This window comes from Leifsonia sp. Root227, from assembly GCF_001428745.1.
GTDB lineage: Bacteria > Actinomycetota > Actinomycetes > Actinomycetales > Microbacteriaceae > Leifsonia.
On sequence record NZ_LMIO01000003.1, the window covers coordinates 137,967 to 155,439 of the forward strand.

15 protein-coding genes are annotated in these 17,473 nt (G+C 68.1%); 14 read left to right on the forward strand and 1 reads right to left on the reverse strand.

The window, feature by feature from the left end; translation table 11 throughout:
- Window positions 1–3: 3 nt before the first annotated feature.
- From ASE16_RS10705 to ASE16_RS10760, 12 genes are all read left to right on the forward strand, one after another.
- Entirely contained in the window at window positions 4–1,230 is a 1,227-nt protein-coding gene (locus tag ASE16_RS10705; RefSeq protein ID WP_157480324.1) for a type II secretion system F family protein, read from the forward strand.
- A gap of 176 nt (window positions 1,231–1,406) precedes the next feature.
- Window positions 1,407–1,856: a type II secretion system protein gene (locus ASE16_RS20320; protein WP_055894692.1), complete on the forward strand. Its 450-nt coding sequence runs from the start codon at window positions 1,407–1,409 to the stop codon at window positions 1,854–1,856.
- Window positions 1,857–1,958: 102 nt separating this feature from the next.
- Window positions 1,959–3,344 (forward strand): prepilin-type N-terminal cleavage/methylation domain-containing protein, encoded by a 1,386-nt coding sequence (locus ASE16_RS10715; protein WP_055894695.1) that lies wholly within the window; start codon window positions 1,959–1,961, stop codon window positions 3,342–3,344.
- Window positions 3,345–3,352: 8 nt separating this feature from the next.
- The gene (locus ASE16_RS10720; RefSeq protein ID WP_162255973.1) at window positions 3,353–4,018 is read left to right on the forward strand and encodes a type II secretion system protein J; all 666 of its coding nucleotides are present in this window, start codon (window positions 3,353–3,355) and stop codon (window positions 4,016–4,018) included.
- A complete protein-coding gene (locus tag ASE16_RS10725) occupies window positions 4,015–5,919 on the forward strand; it encodes a hypothetical protein (RefSeq protein WP_157480326.1) in 1,905 nt (634 codons plus the stop codon). Before ASE16_RS10720 ends, ASE16_RS10725 begins: the two co-directional genes overlap by 4 nt.
- Window positions 5,916–6,761, forward strand: coding sequence for a prepilin peptidase (locus ASE16_RS10730; RefSeq protein ID WP_055894701.1), 846 nt, complete (start codon window positions 5,916–5,918; stop codon window positions 6,759–6,761). Before ASE16_RS10725 ends, ASE16_RS10730 begins: the two co-directional genes overlap by 4 nt.
- 19 nt (window positions 6,762–6,780) lie before the next feature.
- The gene (gene pilM / locus ASE16_RS10735; protein WP_055894703.1) at window positions 6,781–7,830 is read left to right on the forward strand and encodes a type IV pilus assembly protein PilM; all 1,050 of its coding nucleotides are present in this window, start codon (window positions 6,781–6,783) and stop codon (window positions 7,828–7,830) included.
- Complete coding sequence (locus tag ASE16_RS10740; protein WP_055894705.1) at window positions 7,827–8,621, forward strand: hypothetical protein; 795 nt, start codon at window positions 7,827–7,829, stop codon at window positions 8,619–8,621. Before pilM ends, ASE16_RS10740 begins: the two co-directional genes overlap by 4 nt.
- 2 nt (window positions 8,622–8,623) lie before the next feature.
- A complete protein-coding gene (locus ASE16_RS10745) occupies window positions 8,624–9,343 on the forward strand; it encodes a type 4a pilus biogenesis protein PilO (protein ID WP_055894709.1) in 720 nt (239 codons plus the stop codon).
- Between the two features lie 105 nt (window positions 9,344–9,448).
- Window positions 9,449–10,117, forward strand: a complete 669-nt coding sequence (locus ASE16_RS10750; RefSeq protein WP_055894712.1) for a hypothetical protein — start codon at window positions 9,449–9,451, stop codon at window positions 10,115–10,117.
- On the forward strand, window positions 10,118–10,600 hold the full coding sequence (locus ASE16_RS10755; protein ID WP_055894716.1) for a hypothetical protein: 483 nt from the start codon (window positions 10,118–10,120) through the stop codon (window positions 10,598–10,600).
- A 9-nt stretch (window positions 10,601–10,609) separates the two neighbouring features.
- Window positions 10,610–11,101, forward strand: a complete 492-nt coding sequence (locus tag ASE16_RS10760; protein ID WP_055894718.1) for a DUF6121 family protein — start codon at window positions 10,610–10,612, stop codon at window positions 11,099–11,101.
- A gap of 15 nt (window positions 11,102–11,116) precedes the next feature.
- Here ASE16_RS10760 and ASE16_RS10765 read toward each other — a convergent pair whose 3' ends face one another.
- Window positions 11,117–15,604, reverse strand: coding sequence for an FtsK/SpoIIIE domain-containing protein (locus tag ASE16_RS10765; RefSeq protein WP_055894721.1), 4,488 nt, complete (start codon window positions 15,602–15,604; stop codon window positions 11,117–11,119).
- A 111-nt stretch (window positions 15,605–15,715) separates the two neighbouring features.
- Here ASE16_RS10765 and ASE16_RS10770 point away from each other — a divergent pair, with 111 nt between their 5' ends.
- Together ASE16_RS10770 and ASE16_RS10775 are read left to right on the forward strand one after the other, a co-directional pair.
- On the forward strand, window positions 15,716–16,039 hold the full coding sequence (locus tag ASE16_RS10770; protein WP_055894724.1) for a hypothetical protein: 324 nt from the start codon (window positions 15,716–15,718) through the stop codon (window positions 16,037–16,039).
- Between the two features lie 9 nt (window positions 16,040–16,048).
- Window positions 16,049–17,458, forward strand: a complete 1,410-nt coding sequence (locus ASE16_RS10775) for a putative T7SS-secreted protein (RefSeq protein ID WP_055894727.1) — start codon at window positions 16,049–16,051, stop codon at window positions 17,456–17,458.
- Window positions 17,459–17,473 lie beyond the last annotated feature (15 nt).

Here is a 17,473-nt window from a genome sequence, read left to right on the forward strand (position 1 = left end):
GCCATGCCCACGAGCACCGCGTACGCGTACAAGGGCAGGGACGCCGACGGCAAGATCGTCAAGGGCCGGGTGGATGCGGCGAGCGAGGCGGCCGTCGCCGCTCGCCTCAGGACGATGGGGCTGTCTCCGGTCTCGATCGCCGAGTCGCCCGAGGGCACGGGCCTCAACCGCGACATCAACCTCAGCTTCGGCTCCGGGGTGAAGCTCAAAGAACTCGCCGTGATGAGCAGGCAGATGGCGACCATGATCGCCTCCGGCCTGTCGCTGCTGAGGACGCTGAACATCCTGGCCGAGCAGACGCCGAACAAGAAGCTGCAGGCGGTGCTCTCGGATGTGCGGGACCAGGTGGAGTCCGGCGTCTCGACGTCCGAGGCCATGCGCAAGCACGCCGACGTGTTCCCTCCGCTGATGATCAACATGGTGCGGGCGGGCGAGACCGGCGGCTTCCTCGACGACGCGCTGGAGGCGGTCGCGTCGAACTTCGAGAAGGAGGTCAAGCTCAAATCCTCGATCAAGTCGGCGCTGACCTACCCGGTGATCGTGCTGTTGATGTCGGTCGTCTCCGTCATCGTGATGCTGCTCTTCGTTGTGCCGATCTTCGAGAAGATGTTCGCGAGCATGGGCAGCCAGCTTCCTCTGCCGACGGAGATCCTGGTCCAGCTCTCGCACGCGATGGTGTGGATCGCGCCGGTGCTGCTCGTGGGCGGCATCGTCTTCGCGATCTGGTGGGGCAGGCACAAGAACGACGAGGCGGTCCGGCGGAAGGTCGACCCGATCAAGCTCAAGCTGCCCGTCTTCGGCTCGCTGCTGAAGAAGATCGCCATCGCGCGGTTCAGCCGCAACTTCGCGAACATGATCAGCGCGGGCGTGCCCATCCTGCAAGCGCTTCGAATAGTGGGGGAGACCTCCGGCAACTGGGTGATCCAGAACGCGCTGGAGGAGGTCGCCGAGTCCGTGCGGCAGGGGGAGTCGATCGCCGCCCCGCTCGCTGCGCAGCCGGTGTTCCCTGCGATGGTCACGCAGATGATCGCGGTCGGCGAGGACGCAGGCTCCCTCGAGTCCATGCTCGACAAGATCGCCGACTTCTACGAGCAGGAGGTGGAGGCCGCCACCGAGCAGCTCACGGCCATGATCGAGCCGCTCATGATCGCGTTCCTCGGGGTGATCATCGGCGGCATGGTCGTCGCTCTCTACCTGCCGATTTTCAGCATCGCCTCCGCTGTGAAGTAGCTGACCCCCGACCAGGGGCGAAGTGTACATTTCCTCCCCTCAACTGGGGTGATATCTCAGCAAAAACCCCCCAAATGTGGGATGTTTCTCAAAATCTCCTGGGAATTATGGTCATCACCGGAGCGGCACTCGCAAACGCTCCCCGACCCGCACTACCCGACCGATTGGAAACTGCAATGTACTTCCGACTCATGGGCAAGCTGAACGCTCGCCGCCAGGGCCTGCTCGAAGAGGACGAGAAGGGCTTCACCCTGATCGAGCTCCTCGTGGTGGTCATCATCATCGGCATCCTCGCCGCCATCGCCATCCCGATCTACATCGGGGTCCAGAACAACGCGAAGGACGCGGGCGTCAAGTCCGACCTGGCCAACGCGAAGACCGCGGTCGTCGCGTACTACACCGACAAGGGCTCGGCCTCGACCGTCTCCAAGCCGACGTTCAACGGCGACAACACCACGGGACTCGCCACCTACGGCTTCACGCAGAGCGCTGACACCACCTCGATCGACTTCAAGTCGGGATCGACCCCGACCTCGACCGCGTTCTGCATCGACGCCGTCGGCAGCACTGGAAACAAGTTCCACATCGACCAGACAAACGGTGCTGCAACCGGCGTCTGCCCGTAACGAGAACCAGACGGGGTGTCGCGCTTCCTAACGCGACACCCCGCCTCACTCCGCTCCACCCCGGCTACCCACTCCCGAAACCCGACCAGGGAGGTGACCCCCGTGCTTAGCCCCCTCCGCACCACCGAGACCCGCGAATCGGGTTTCACCCTCATCGAGGTCCTGATCGCGACGATGGTCTTCGGCATCATCTCCGTCCTCGTCGCATATTCGCTCACCCTGTCGATGACCCTCACCCGGTCGTCCAGGGCCAACGAGGTCGCGGCCAACCTCGCCGCCCAGCAGATCGACACCGCCCGTTCGGCGAAGGACGTCTTCTCCGTCAAGAGCGGCACGACCACGCAGACCATCGACGGCACCGACTACACGATCACCAAGACCGTCGGGTGGGTGACCAGCACCGGCGCCGTCGCCGACTGCGGCACCAGCCAGGGCATCCTGCAGAACAAGACCCTCAACGTCAGCATCTCCTGGTCCGGGATCCGCCCAGGCACCAACCCGGTCCAGGCCAGCACGCTGCTCGCCCCGGCAGGGCCGATCAACGACCCGGCGTCCGGCACGATCCTCGTGCACGTGACCAACGCGAGCGGCGCGGGAGTCGCCAACGTCCCGATCACGGCCAAGCCCGATCCGAGCATCACGCCGAACACCGCCGCCACCATCACCCCAGGGCCGCCGTCGACCGATGTCGACGGCTGCAGCTATGCGCTCAAGGTGACGCCCGGCGCATACACGGTCACGATCGGCAAGGCGGGCGACGGTTCGATCAGCAACTCCCAGGTGCAGGTCCCGACCGTGAAGGCCTCCGTCGTCGCCGGTCAATCCGCCGTGATCGAGATGCAGTACGACAAAGCGGCGACGCCGAAGCTCACTCTCGCTGCGGCGGGCACGCTCATCCCGACCAACCTGCCGCTGACCTACGTTCCGCAGTCGGACCCATACACGACGATCCCCACGATCACCGGGGTGACGGCGACGACGCCTCTCTTCCCGTTCGGCTCCGGATACTCCGTGTTCGCCGGTGCGTTCATGGCCTCTGGCGCCTCCCAGCCGACCTGCCTCTCTGTCGACCCGCAGCAGTGGACGCAGCAGAATGCGTCGGGACACGTCGGGGTTCGAGCCGCCGCGATCCCGACCCCCTCCGGCGCGAGCATTCCCAGCACCTCCATCGCCATGCCGGTCGTCACTGTCGCCGTCTCCGGCAAGTGGCTGGTGGCGAAGAGCGCGGTTGCCGCATCCACGGTCGGCGATCCGGGATGCGCGACCGCCACGACCACGAACGTGATGACGCTGACGTACCCGCAGTCCTCTGGCAACGCGGCGACCATCGCCCTCCCATACGGCACCTGGATGATCTACGCGCTCAGTAACTCGGGGGACTCGCTCACCTCGTCCGCTCTGGTCGACGTCTCCAAGATCACCCGTCCCGCCGGCAGTCCCGCCGTCACCAGCTCGACGGTCTTCACCCTCGATCCGAGGCTGCCATGATCGGCCGGATGCGCAGACGCCTGGGCGCGGATCGGCGCACGGATACCGGGCTCACCCTGGTCGAGCTCCTCATCGCGATGGGCATCGCCGCGTTGATCGCCACGCTCGCGGGCTCGCTGTTCGTCGCGAGCACGCACAGCGTGAGCCTCGCGCAGTCGATCGACAACGGCACCCGTCAGGGCTCGAACGGAATGAACGAGATGGCGCGCATGGTGCGCGCCGCGACGCCGAACCCACTCGCCAACCCGACGCCGGGCGGCGCGCAGAACGATCCGGCCTTCGTCAGTGCGACCGCCACCTCCGTGCTGTTCTACGCGTTCGTGAACCTCTCCGGGGCTGAGAGTCCCGTCAAGGTCCAGTTCGCGGTGGTCAACGGTCAGCTGGTCGAGAGTCAGTGGAAGGCGACCACCACGACGGCGGGTACCAACGGGCACTGGGACTTCAACACGAGCGCCACCCCGGACCTCAAGCGCACGCTGTGCGGCTCGATCCCGTCGAGCGTCGTCGTGTTCCAGTATTTCGACGCATCCGGCGCGCCTCTCACCCTGCCGATCAGCACGCTCTCGGCCATCGCGTCGATCACGATCACGATCACCATCCAGCCGACCGGCGCCGCCAGCGCGGTGACACTCACCAACTCGGTCGGGATGTCGAACATCGGATCGGGGTCGTGATGCGCGCCATCCTCCGCCGCAGGCTCGGCTCGGCGTCGTCCGACCGCGGGGTCGCCCTTGCGATGGTGATCGGCATCGGCTCCGTTCTGCTGCTGCTCGTCACGCTCACCATGACGTTCTCCGTCTCCGGTATCGTCCGCGCCGACCACGACAAAGACTGGGATGCGGCGATGTCGGCCGCGTACGCCGGGATCGCCGAGTATCAGGGGCGCCTGACCAACGACCCGAGCTATCAGCAGTACGGCAACCCCGCATCCAAGTTCACCATCGCCAATGGCTCGGCATCGACCGTCACGCTGCCCACCGGTGCGAACACCAACCCGGCGTTCGACGTGGCGCCGAAGGGATCGGGAGGGCGCTGGGCGGCGGTCCCGCTCACGGACGGCCTCCCGCCGAACGCGTCGTTCCGCTACGAGGTGGACAACTCGAAGTACGCGAGCACCGGCGTCCTGCACGTGCGAGCGACCGGGCTCGTCGACTCCGTGACCCGCAGCGTCGTCGCCAACATCAAGCAGACCGGCTTCACCAACTACGTCTACTTCACCGACTACGAGATCCTCGACCCCCAGCTCAACTCGAAGTCGTGCACGAAGGCGTACGCCTGGCAGTCCACGACGGCCCGCGACTCCGGCTGCCTGATCAACTTCATCACCGGTGACACCCTCGACGGCGCCGTGCACTCCAACGACACTCTGAACATCTGCGGCGGCACGTTCAAGCAGCGGGTGACGACGGCGAACCCCAACCGGGACTCGTCCGGCAAGCTCTACAGTGCGAGCAACTGCCCCTCGGGCAGCTCGGCACCGGTGTTCAACGCCGGCGTCCCGGCGAACTCTGCGCTGATCACGATGCCGCCGCCGCAGCAGCAGCTCGACCAGGTGCGCACGGACATCCCTGGCAAGGTGCCGAACCCCGGCTGCCTGTATACGGGGCCGACCAAGATCACCTTCAGCGTGTCCGGCGGGACGGCGTACATGAATGTCATCTCGCCGTGGACCAAGCAGACGCAGGTCGTCGGGAACCCGGCCACCGGGCCCGGCGTCCCCGCCAACCCTGCCTTCTGCGGCAAGCCGGGAGACCCGGCCAAGTCGCTGACGCAGAACGCGAACACGCTGTCCGACACGAAGCTCGGACAGACGATCGCGATCGGGCCATCGTCTGCCCTCTACAACAACCTGATCTACGTGCAGAGCATCCCGACCGCAGCCAGCGATCCCAACTCGTGGGCGACGAACAAGACGCCCAACGGCAACTCTTTCACGTGCGTGGGCGCGGACACCACGTCCTCGGGCAACGGCCTGGGCTACCCCGTCAAGTACGAAATCGTCTCCACCGCCGCCAGCTACTCCTGCACGGCGGGTGACGTCTTCGTCCAGGGCACCATGCACTCCGCCATCACGATCAACGCCGACCACTTCGCCTGGGTCACCGGCCAGCTCACCTATTCGGATGCGGCCCACGACATCCTGGGGCTCGTCGGCGCCGGTGCGGTGTGGGTGTTCAACCCGATCGTCTGCACGAATCCGACCAACTGGACGAGCGGAACCTGCCGGGCGTCCTCGTCCGGGATGACCTGGGAGGCCTCGTCGTCGAGCACGAACTGCGCTCGCACGATCAACGCGGCGATCCTCTCGAACTACCACTCCTTCGAGGTGCAGAACTACGACTCAGGCGATCCGTACGGCTACCTCTGCGTCACCGGCTCGATCGCTCAGGAGTTCCGCGGCCCCGTCGGTCAGGGGAGCGGGTCGAGCGGCTTCCTCAAGCGGTACAGCTACGACACCAGACTCCTCAACTCGCCGCCGCCGAAGTTCCCGACCCCGCGCACCACCTCGTACGACGTCACCACCGAGATCGAGGTCGCCGTGGCGTACCGTCCGGATGGGAGCCCGACGTCATGACCGCCGCCATCGCCATCGTCGCGGTCGGGTTCGTCGCCGTGTTCGGCCTCCTGATCGGCTCCTTCCTCAACGTGGTCGTCTACCGTGTTCCCGCCGGTCGGTCGATCGTGTCTCCGCCGAGCGCCTGCGGGAGCTGCTGCACCGAGATCAAGCCGTACGACAACATCCCCGTGCTGTCCTGGCTGTTCCTCCGCGGTAGGTGCCGCTCCTGCCGCAGCGGCATCTCCGCACGCTACCCGCTCGTCGAGGCTGCGACGGGCGTGGCGTTCGCGTTCGTCGCCTGGTGGTTCTGGGCGGGGCCTGGCGCCGCGCATCCGGTCGGCACGCCTGCCACGGTCGCCGCTGTGCTGGTCGTCGTCGCGTTCCTCTACCTCGCGGCAGTCAGCATCGTGCTCGCCCTCATCGACCTGGATGCGCACCGGCTGCCGAACGCCATCGTGCTCCCTTCGTACGCTGTCGGCGTCGTTCTGCTCGGCGCCTCCGCGCTCCTGACGGGAGATCCAGGAGCGCTGGTCAGGGCGGTCGTCGGCGCTGCCGGGCTGTTCGCCCTCTACCTGATCCTCGCCATGATCTACCAGGGCGGAATGGGCTTCGGCGACGTCAAGCTCGCCGGGGTGCTCGGGCTCTTCCTCGGTTATCTCGGCTGGGGCGCGCTCGTCGTCGGCGCGTTCGCCGCCTTCCTGCTCGGCGGGCTCTTCGCCATCGCCCTCCTGGTCGCTCGGCGGGCTCGGCGGGGGACCGGTATCCCGTTCGGCCCGTGGATGCTCGCCGGAGCCTGGATCGGCGTGCTCGCCGGAAACACAGTGTGGGGCGCTTACCTGGCGCTCCTCGGAATCGCATAGAGGAACCTGAGGAGATCGAATGGCTACGAGCATCGTCGGCATCGACGTCGGAAGTTCGACCGTTCGCGCCGTGGAGGTCGCAGATCCGGCCAAGGCGCGGCCGACGCTGCTGCGGCACTTCGAGGTCCCGCTGCCGGACGGAGCGGTGAGCCGGGGCGAGATCCTGGAACCCAACACCGTCGCCGCCAGCCTCAAGCGGCTGTGGCAGCAGGGCGGCTTCAAGAGCAAAGAGGTCGTGCTCGGGATGGGCAACCAGCGGGTGCTCGCCCGCGACCTCACCGTGCCCAAGATGTCGCGCACGCGCATCAGGGAGGCGCTCCCGTTCCAGGTGCAGGACATGCTGCCCGTGCCCGTCGCGGAGGCGCTGCTCGACTTCTACCCTGTCTCCGAGGGGATGAGCGACAACGGCCCCGTGGTCAACGGTCTGCTGGTCGCCGCCGTCAAGGAAGCGGTCCTCGGCAACGTGAAGGCGACACAGCTCGCCGGGCTCACCACCGTGGACGTCGACCTCATCCCGTTCGCGCTCAGCCGCGTTCTGATCAGCAGGCCGCGCATCCCGGGAACCGTCGCGCTCATCGAGATCGGCGCGAACACGACGAGCGTCGTCGTGGTCACCGACAGCGTGCCGCAGTTCGTGCGCATCATCCCCGCCGGGGGAGCGGAACTCACCCAGGCGCTCCGCGAGGGTCTCGATGTGCAGCTCGGCGAAGCGGAGCGGATCAAAGCCACCATCGGCCTCGCCAAGCAGGTGACGACGATCGAGGAGCAGCAGGCGGTGGAGATCATCTACCGTGTGACCAGCGAGCTCCTCACCAGCCTGCGCAACACGGTGAGCTACTTCGTCAACACCCGCCCGAACACTCCGGTCAGCGGACTCGTCGTGACAGGAGGGGGAGCCCAGCTCCCCGGCCTCACCGACGCGCTGAGCGAGATGACCCGACTGCCCGTCGCCGTCGGTGATCCCTTCCACGCCGTCGCACTCTCGCGGAGTCTCAACGCGGACGTGCTTCGGCAGAACCGGTCGTCGCTCACCGTCGCGCTCGGCCTCGCACTCGGGAGCGCAGCATGAGCATCACGTCCAGGCGATCTGACGCCCAGGAGACAGAGCAGTTGCCGACCGTCGCCCCGGCGACGAAAGGGAGCAAGGCGCCGAGGCAGCAGAAGGCGCCCAAACCGCCGAAAGCTCTCACCGCTGCGAAGTCGGCAGGCAGGACGGAGAGTCTCGACATCGGCACGGAGCCGCGCGTCGACCTGCTTCCTCCCGAGGTCAGGCGCGAGCGGAAGAACACGTCCACCAGACGAGCTTTCGGCTGGGGCGTCCTCGTCGTGTTCCTTGTGGTGGTCCTCGGCGTCGGCGGAGCCTTTGCATACAACGTGGCTGCCCAGGCGCGACTCTTCGGCGCGCAACTGAGCACAACCGACCTGCTCACGCAGCAGCAGAAGTTCACCGGGGTCCGGGATGTGCAGAAGGAGGTGGCGCTCGCCCAGGCCGCCCAGCGGGTGGGTGCATCCACCGAGGTCGACTGGAAGGCGCTGCTCGATCAGATCGGCGCGGTCCAGCCTGCCGGGGTGGCGCTCGAGACGGTCGCTGCCGATTCCGCCTCCCCGACCGCGATCTACCAGCAGTCGCAGGACCCGCTGCAGACGCCGAGGATCGGAACGGTCACCACTGTCAGTTCCAGCCCGACCGTGCCCGATGTCACCGCGTGGATGCGTTCGCTCGAGACGATCCCCGGCGTGACGGACGTCGTGCCCAGCAACCTCGCGCTCGACCAGACGACCAATCTGTACAAGGTCACCATCACCCTCCACATCGACCAGTCGCGCTACGCGAAGCGCTTCGAGCAGAAGGACAAGTGATCATGGACAAGACCAGACTGTGGATGATCGGCTCCGTGATCGTGATGGTCGCCGTCGTCGCGCTCGGCTGGGTCGTCGGCGTCCAGCCGCAGCTCGACCAGGCGGCGGCCGCCGAGACCCAGATCGCGCAGGTCGACCAGACGAACGCGGCGAACCGTGCCGTGCTCGACCGGCTGGAGAAGGACTCGACGAATCTGCCAGCGCTCAAGAAGTCGCTGGCGTCGCTCGCGGCGTCCGTGCCGACGCAGTCCGCGAATCCCGCCTTCATGGACGAGCTCAACGGTTTCGCGGCGGCGAACGGCGTGGTCATCTCCGCGTGGGCGATCGCCGATGGACAGCCGTACGTGCCTCCGGTAGCCCCGGCAGCGCCCGCCGCGACCACCGGCGGAGGTGCCGCATCGACCGCCACCCCGTCGCCGTCCGCCACGCCGACGCCCGTACCGACGTCGACGGCGCCTGCGGCTCCCGTCGCGGGAATGCCGCCCGTGGTCAGCCCTCTGATCACCAAGGACAACTTCACCGTCGTCCCCGTCAGCTTCACGGTGACCGGACCGTATCCCAACGTCGTCGCCTTCCTGCACGCAGCCCAGACCGGCGAGCGGCTGTTCCTCGTGAACAGTTTCAGCAGCGGCCCGGCGGCCAGTGGCGTCGGCGTCGACGGCAAGGTGAGCGGTTTCAGCTACGTCCTCACGCTCCCGGAGGCCGCCGAACCGAAGAAGTGACTGCCTCCGCCCCTCGCCGCCAGCCCTCCCTGGACTTCGCCCACCCCGTTGCTACAGTGGGCACCACTGACGGATGCCCGACTGGGCTGATCGAGGAGTGGCATCATGAGCGAGACGACGCCGGAATCTGTGCCGGACAACGGCGCAGCCGCGGAGCCCGCGGGGGACAGTGCATCGGGCACGGCAGAGCAGGCGCCGGCGACGGCGCCCGCGCAGACCGCAGCGGCCGAGCCGGCTGACACCGACCCGGAGGTCGTGAACCCGCCTTCGAGCCCCGTCTCCGCGCGCGGTCACATCAATCGCCCGGATGCGCCGGCGGACGAGGCGCAGACCGCAGCCGCCCCAGAGGTCCCGGCGACGCCTGCACCTGCCGCACCGGCCAAGGTCACAGAGCCGGAGCCCGTCGTGACGACCGACGACGACATCGCGGCCGCCGTCGCACGCTCGCACACCGGAGACGTTCCCGCGGCAGCCGCGGCCGGAACGGCCACCGTCGACACCGCATCCCCTGTCCAGTCGGCGACGCCGGTGATCGTCGCCGCAGAGGCCGCGACCTCCGCGCAGGCGACAGGGGCGACCGCAGCGTACGCAGCACCGCCCGCCACGGGCGAGGCGACCTGGGCTCCCGAGCCGGGTGTCGCGCCCGCCCCCGGCTACGGGCAGCCGGTGACCCCGATCTACGTCCAGCGCCCCGAGCCGCCCAAGAAGAAGAGCAACAGGGGCTTCGGCATCCTGATCGCTCTGGTCGGCACGGTCGTGTTCGCGCTGCTCTGAGTGATCGCGGTCGTCCTCGTCGGGTACGCGCTGACGCCGAGCAATCAGTTCGCCGAGTCGCTCTCGCGCTTCTTCCTGTCGCAAACTGCGGGTTGGGTGCCTGTCGTGGCGTTCTTCGTGGGCATGGTGGTGCTCATCCAGATCATCAACCGTGCCCGCTGGTGGGCGTACATCCTCGGCGGCCTCTTCGTCGCCCTGTTCGTCTACTTCGCCTACGTCGGCGCCTCGCTGATCGATCTGCACGTCTGGACCCTCACCCCCAACGAGGCCTCCGTCGTCCTGCAGCGTCTCTGGGTCGCCCCGTTCGCCGTCCTCGCCGGTGTGATCGCCCGCGAGATCTCGATGTGGACCGGCGCCTGGCTCGCCGCCCGCGGCCGCAAGCTCAAGGTTCGCAACGCCGAGGCGCAGGCCGCATACGACCAGCAGCTCGCGGATGCGCAGAACCAGGCCGTCGCCGCGTACGCTTCTCCGCAGGGGTACTGACCGGCCGACATGCGTAACTGGCGCGCCTACGCGGCCGTCGTCGCCGCCTTCGCCACGTTCCTCTACCTGGCGCTGGTGGTCGCCGCCTTCGGGCTGATCTCGCTGGCGACGAACACCGAGGTGATCGCCGACCCGGCGATCGGCTCGCTCGTCGGCCCGATCATGACCGGATGCGCGACGCTGATGCTGTTCGTGTTCCTGCTGGTGATCGGGACGCGCGTTCCGGCGCACAAGCAGCGAATCTCACCCGGCGTCGCCCTCGCCGTGGGATTCGCCTGCTATTTCGTGTTCATCGTCGCCGGTGGAGTCGCGGGCGCGGCGGGGGACCCGTCGCAGCCGTTCGCCTACTTCCTGTTCGCAGTCGGCCAGCTCGGGAGCATCTACGCGATCACGGTCGGCATCGCGGGGTTCGTCGTCACGCTGCTGTACCAGCTGGTGCTGGTCGGCCGGTTCCAGCAGCGCGGACGCCCGCGCTGGCCGTGGGAGAAGGACGACGAGTAGCCTGCCGGGTCCCGCTCACGCGTCGACGAGCGGCACCTGCACCCGCGCGAACTTCCCCTTCGCGATGTACACCCCGCGGCCGGGAGGGAACTCGGAACGATTGAGCCTGGGCAGCGGCGTCTTCAGCAGCAGGTCGCCCTCCACGGAGTCCGGCTGCAGCAGGATGCCGCGACGACCGTTCTTCACCTCGCCGAGCAGCGGCCACGACGATCCCCAAGCGCTCGACTCCGCCTCGGCGACGAGCAGGTGGTCGCTGCGGCGCACCGCACGCACCAGGTCCACGATGGGAGAGTCGGCCGGGGTCTGCAGGAAGTCGCCGATGCTCTCCACGATCACCGCGATGCGGCCTTCCGTGTCCGGGTCCGCGATGGCGGCGACGAGGTCTTTCGCCAGTGCGGCGGCGGTCTCGGGCGTCGTGGCCGTGTCCGTCCAGTGCGACGCGCGGCCGAGAGCGGAACGTGCGTTGCCCAGGTAGTACAACCGCGCCTGAGGGTCGAAACGCAGCACAGACGCAGCGAGCGCAGCCAGCGTGCTCGACCGTCCGCTCGCGGGAGGACCGGCGACGAGCATCGTCCCTGCCGGGTCGAAGCCGAACGGCCCGAGGTCGAGGTCGCTGACCCCGAGCACGGGCGAGCCGTCGTGCGACGATGGCAGCGTCTCGAGCGCGTACTCCTTCGGCAGCGAGCCGATCGGCGGCGTCTCCTGCACGCCGGCGCGCACCATCGCCTCGGCGAGACGGGTGGTCGCCGCCGACTGGTCCGAGACGGATGCGCTTCCGCCGAGGACGGCGAGCTGCGTCTCGTAGCCGTCGACGATCGCGCGGCCGGGAGGGGACGACGGGCCGAGGATGTCACTCGGCACGTCGAGCATCCCGTAGCCGTCGTCTGCCAGCCGCAGCACGACCTTGCGCTGCACGAGCGAGCCGATGGAGGTGGGCACTGCTCCCGCACGGTCGCCGGTGAGCGCCACGTGCATCCCGAGCTGGCGGCCGTCGCTGAGGACGTCCTTGAACACGTCGTACCACTGCGAGCGGCCGGCCGGGATCTCGAAGTCCTCGCGGAAGTTCGGGAACCCGTCGATGAGCAGCAGGATGCGCGCTTCGTTCTGGCGCCCTGTGAGCCTGCGGTACTCGGTGATGCTGGACGCGTTGGCCTCCGCGAAGCGCGGGCCGCGGTCCTCCAGCTCCTCCTTGAGCATCCTGAACAGCCGGATGATGCGCTCAGCGTCGTCCCCGGGAATGATCGAGCCGACGTGCGGCATCTTCTCCAGCATCCGGAGGCTGCCTGCGCCGAAGTCCAGTCCGTACACCCGCACCGGCCCGCCTCGCGGCGTGATCGCGGCCGACGACGCCAGGGTGCGCAGCGCCGCCGACTTGCCGGAGCCGCCCGTGCCGTAGATCGCGATGTTGCCGTCGACATCCGGCTGGAAGTAGACGGGGGCCTGCTGCTGCCTGTCCGGAACGTCGCTCACGCCGAGTAGCAGCTCGGCGTCCGTGCGCTGCCGCAGCAGGCCGAGGTCATAGACCGCCGCCAGCTCGTCCAGCCACGGCCGACGCGGCGAAGGGATGTGCGCCTCGCCCTGCGCGCGCACGATCGAGGAGACGAGGCGCTGCTGGTCCGTCGGGCCGAGGTCCCGCTCTTCCTCACGGCCTGACCCTTCCTCTTCCCAGCGGATCTCGCCGCCGAAGCGCAACTCCGCCACCTCGACACCCGCGCGCTCCGGTTCGCGGCTGGTCCAGCCTCCCGCGTATGCGGACTGGAAAGGCGCGAGCCTGCCCGGTCCGGTCTTCGCCATGCCGCGGCCGGGGATGGCAGGGTCGAAGTGGGCGGCGTCCGAGACGCCGACCACGTCCTGGCTGTCCGACTCGTCCGCCATGCGGAGCGCGATGCGCAGGTTGGTGTTCGCTCGCAGATTGTCCTTGATGACACCGGCGGGGCGCTGCGTCGCCATGATCAGGTGGATGCCGAGCGAGCGTCCGCGCTGGGCGAGGTCGACCACGCCGTCCACGAATTCCGGCACCTCGCCGACGAGGGCGGCGAACTCGTCGATCACCAGCACGAGCGCCGGAGGGCACTCCGGGTCTCCGCGCTTCTCCAGCTCGAGCAGGTCTTTGGCCTTCTTGCGGTTGAGCAGGTGCTCGCGGTGGTGCAGTTCGGCGCGCAGGCTGGTGAGCGCCCTGCGCACCAGGTGCGGGCTGAGGTCGGTGACGAGACCGACGCAGTGCGGCAGGCTCACGCAGTCCGCGAACGCCGAGCCGCCCTTGTAGTCGACGAACAGGAATGTGACCCTGTCCGAGCTGTATTCGGCGGCCATCCCGAGCACCCACGCCTGCAGGAACTCGCTCTTGCCCGCTCCTGTCGTGCCGCCGACGAGGGCGTGCGGCCCCTGGCTGCGCAGGTCGAGGTGCATCGCATCCACGCCGGCCGAGCCGATGATGGCGCGCAGGCTTCCCGCTCGACGCTTGGCAGGGCGGGCGCCCGATCGGTCGTGGATGGAGGCGTTCTGCCGCCACCGGTCGATCACCGCACCGGACGACTCCGTCAGGTCGTGCCCGAGCAGGCTGACCAGGGAGATGCTGCGCGGCAGGTCGCTCGCGTCCGCGACCAGGGCGCCTGCGTCGATGACCGGCGCCATGCGCTTGGCGTAGTCCAGCGCGGTGTCGCGGTCGATCGGTTCGGTGACGACGTCCTCTATGGTCTCGCCGATGCGCACGAACCCGACGGTCGCCCTGTCGTCGCGGTCCTCGTGCGCGACATAGGTGCGGCAGACCGCAGGCAGGGCGGCGACGTCGGTGTCCAGCCAGATCGGGAACACCCCGGCGTCGGCCGCCGCTTCCGCGAGCTGCACGAGCCGCGGCCGGTCGATGGCGACGTCGCCGGAGATGACGACCACGACCGCGGGAACGGGCGACGGCGTCCCGTCCACGGTCTGCGACTTCCCGACCTCTGCTCCTCGCTCGATCGCCGCGCGCTCCTGCTCCATCGCCCCGCGTCGCTGCGGCCCCTTGGCGCGGGCCAGTCGCTCCTCCACGAGGCCTTCCAGCGCGCTGAGGACAGTGGATGCGCTCGACGCGCTGTCCGCCAGGTGCCCGCCGGCGAGCGGGCTGTGCGGCGAGGATGTGTGCGGCATCCACTTGAGCCATTCCAGCTCCCGCGACCAGCGCGGGGAGACCAGGGCGGCGACGACGAGCTCCGCGGGGGAGTGCAGCGCGGTGAGCTGCACCAGCGTGGCGTTCACCGATCCGGCGATGTGCTCGGCAGGGCCCGCGATCCCCAGAGCGCCTGACTCGAACAGGTTGTCGAGCACCGGAACGTCAGAAACGCGCTCGTTGGCGTCGATGACCGCGTCCAGGCGCTCCTGGAACTCCACGATCATCTCGCCTCTGTCGTTGCTCGCGATCGTGTTGCGCGACCGCATCGACCCGATGCCGAGCTGCAGGTTGAGGAACGACCAGTGCTCCGGCCGCCTGGTCCAGAGCATCGGCCCGCGCTGCACGGCATCGGCCAGCGCCGCGTGCGTGGTCGGCGACTCCGCGCGGCGCAGCTCGACCTCTCTGAGCCGCTCGGCGTCGAGCTTGGCGGTGAGCGCATCCAGTCGCTTGTCGAAGACCGCGATGGCCTTCTTGAGCTTGCGCTTTCCCCTGGTGCGGCCGGTCGTGTAGTTGCCGACCAGCATCAGGGGGGAGAGCAGCACGAACAGCAGTGTGGTCGGCTGGTGGGTGATGGCGAACATCGCGCCGCCGAGCAGCAGCGGCGTGATCATCGCGAGGAGCGGGAATGGCGGGTCTTCCTTCTCCGTCGGCACCTCGGGCGCCTGGAAGACCTGACCGGCGTAGCGCTGCTCGACGCGCGGAGAGCGATTGAAGAACACCGGGCCGGCCTTCGGTGCCGCCGCAGGGATGCCGGAGAGTCCAGAGACCGCGATGCGCACCTCGGTGTCGCCGATCAGCAGCGTCTCCGACCTCCGAACGGTCAGCCGCGTCACGATTCCGCCGTCGACCACGACGCCGTTCGCCGAGCCGAGGTCGATGACCTCGACGCCGTCGCCGACCTCGAGGCGTACGTGCCGCTTCGACACCAGCGGGTCGCGCAGCACGATGTCGCAAGCGTCGTCGCGGCCGAGCATGGCGGTGCCGGGGCGGAGCGGGAACTCCCGCCCGGCATCCGGTCCGGTGAGCACCTGCACCGTGGCGACCACCGGAGCGTCGCCGAGGTCGCTCGGCGCGTAGTACACCCCGGCGTCCGCCAGGCTGACCGTGGCGCCGCTGCCGATCCACGCCTCGCCGATGGGCGCTTCCGGTGGAAGCACCAGCGTCTCAGCCTGGCCGGGGATCGCGGCGCGGAGAGTCAGCGCCCGGTCGTCCGTCACCGGCCCAGCGGCCCCGCGTGGGTCGATGCGGCGGATGGTCGAGGCGACTTCGGAGATGCTGGCTGCCGCGTCGGCGGTGACCACGATGTCGTCCCCGGCTCCGGATGGGCGGGAGAGCGTGAGTTTGAGGCGCACGCAAGAACGATACCTATATACCTGCACGGCACTGCATGGGGACCGCTCCCCATCGCTTCCCCGCACCGCTCTCGGTAGGTTGGCTACAGCCTGAAAACGGAAGGGATCGCCATGACCGACCTGAAGCTCGACCTGGAACTGCTCGGACAGCTGAAGTCCGACCTCGAGGCGATCGTCAGCGAGTTCAAGGGCGCGGACGACTTCAGCGACGCCGTCGCGGAAGCGACCGGCCACGACGGACTCTCCGGTCACGTCCGAGACTTCGCCCACAAGTGGAACGACAAGCGGAAGAAGATGACGGAGTCCGTGGAGAGCCTGTCCAAATCCGTGGCCGGCGTGACGGACGGCTTCACCAAGGTCGACGACGGCCTCGCGAAAGCGCTGGAAGACGCCTCGAAGTCGCAGGACTACCCGGCAGCTCCGGCGAAGAACTAGGGGGACGAAATGAGTGACGTCGAATACCAGCCGCTCAAGGGCGATCCCGACCTGGTGCTCTCGAAGGCGCGCCACTACGCGGAGATCGCGGACGCCATCCAGCGCTCGGTGACCACGCTGAAGAAGATCGGCGACGTGGACGAGATGGTCAGCAAGGCCATCGACGCCTTCCGCGACTCGGCCAAGGACGTCGCAGGCGACATCGACAAGGCGCACGACCGCTACCGGAAGACCGCCGACGCCCTGATCACATACTCGTCGTCTCTCCGTTCAGCACAGGATGCGGCCACCACGGCCATCGCGCACATCGAGAACAAGCAGGAGGCCGCGAACACGGCCAAGCACGCGGCCAGCACGGCGCAGCACGCCGCGGATACCGCGACGGACGCCGACAAGACCACCGCCACGACCGCGGCCACCAAGTCGAAGGATGCCGCGGACGCCGCAGACGCAGACCTCCGCGCAGCGCACGCAGAGTGGCACACAGCGCTGGATGCGAAGAACTCCGCAGCAGAGACTGCCATCACCGCCATCGTCAACGTGGTCGACAAGAACAACCACGGCCTCAAGGACTCGTTCTGGGACGACTGGGGTGCGACGGTCTTCAGCATCTTCAAGACCATCTGCAAGTGGGCAGGTGTGCTCGCCATCTTCTTCGCCTGGGTGCCGATCCTCGGTCAGATCCTCATCGTCCTCGGCGCGATCGGCGCGATCATCGACCTGGTCGAGTCGATCGTGAAGGTCATCAACGGCGACGGCTCCTGGTGGGATGTCGCGTTCGCCGCTGTGGGCTGCGTGCTCACCCTGTTCGGCGGCAAGATCTTCGCGATGGTCGCCAAGAACCTCCGCGCCACCGCCGTCATCCGCACCGGGATCACCGACAGCCGTCAGCTCGCCGCGCTGCAGGGTGTCGGCGCGCACAGCGAGGACTTCATGAGTGCGACGAAGGCCAGCGAGGCGCTCTCCAAGCCGCTCTCCGACGCCTTCAAGTCCCCCTTCATCCGCACGGATGCGCAGAAGGCCGCGCTCACGGCGTTCCAATCGGGCACCAAGTCGGGCCCGGAGCTCATCAAGGAGGCGGCGCGCGAGGCGTTCCCCGGCCTCAACCTGAGCATCAGCAAGGGCTTCGGCATCAACAAAGACCTGGTCGGCCTCTACAACCTGGCGAAGGCCGACCCGAGCCTGCTCACCAACGGGATGAAGTTCACCGCTGGCGCCGCCACGCTGTACCAGGTGCAGAACACCGTGAAGGTGGTCACCGGAGCGGTCTCCGGCTTCGGCGACAACCCGGTCGGGCAGGCCATCGACACCGGTTCCTCGTTCGTCCCAGGCGACTACGACAAGATCGGCGGAGCCACGAGCAGCACGGTCGGCGTGGTCAAGGACGTCTGGAACGTCGCTCACGACGGCACGAAGTAGCAGGTAGGGTACCGG

What these genes read in the sequence shown, in the direction of transcription:
- ASE16_RS10745 (WP_055894709.1), top strand. Translation starts at nt 8,624, where the DNA reads ATGGACAAGACCAGACTGTGGATGATCGGCTCCGTGATCGTGATGGTC.
- ASE16_RS10730 (WP_055894701.1), top strand. Translation starts at nt 5,916, where the DNA reads ATGACCGCCGCCATCGCCATCGTCGCGGTCGGGTTCGTCGCCGTGTTC.
- ASE16_RS10720 (WP_162255973.1), top strand. Translation starts at nt 3,353, where the DNA reads ATGCGCAGACGCCTGGGCGCGGATCGGCGCACGGATACCGGGCTCACC.
- ASE16_RS10760 (WP_055894718.1), top strand. Translation starts at nt 10,610, where the DNA reads ATGCGTAACTGGCGCGCCTACGCGGCCGTCGTCGCCGCCTTCGCCACG.
- ASE16_RS10740 (WP_055894705.1), top strand. Translation starts at nt 7,827, where the DNA reads ATGAGCATCACGTCCAGGCGATCTGACGCCCAGGAGACAGAGCAGTTG.
- ASE16_RS10705 (WP_157480324.1), top strand. Translation starts at nt 4, where the DNA reads ATGCCCACGAGCACCGCGTACGCGTACAAGGGCAGGGACGCCGACGGC.
- pilM (WP_055894703.1), top strand. Translation starts at nt 6,781, where the DNA reads ATGGCTACGAGCATCGTCGGCATCGACGTCGGAAGTTCGACCGTTCGC.
- ASE16_RS10775 (WP_055894727.1), top strand. Translation starts at nt 16,049, where the DNA reads ATGAGTGACGTCGAATACCAGCCGCTCAAGGGCGATCCCGACCTGGTG.
- ASE16_RS10770 (WP_055894724.1), top strand. Translation starts at nt 15,716, where the DNA reads ATGACCGACCTGAAGCTCGACCTGGAACTGCTCGGACAGCTGAAGTCC.
- ASE16_RS10750 (WP_055894712.1), top strand. Translation starts at nt 9,449, where the DNA reads ATGAGCGAGACGACGCCGGAATCTGTGCCGGACAACGGCGCAGCCGCG.
- ASE16_RS20320 (WP_055894692.1), top strand. Translation starts at nt 1,407, where the DNA reads ATGTACTTCCGACTCATGGGCAAGCTGAACGCTCGCCGCCAGGGCCTG.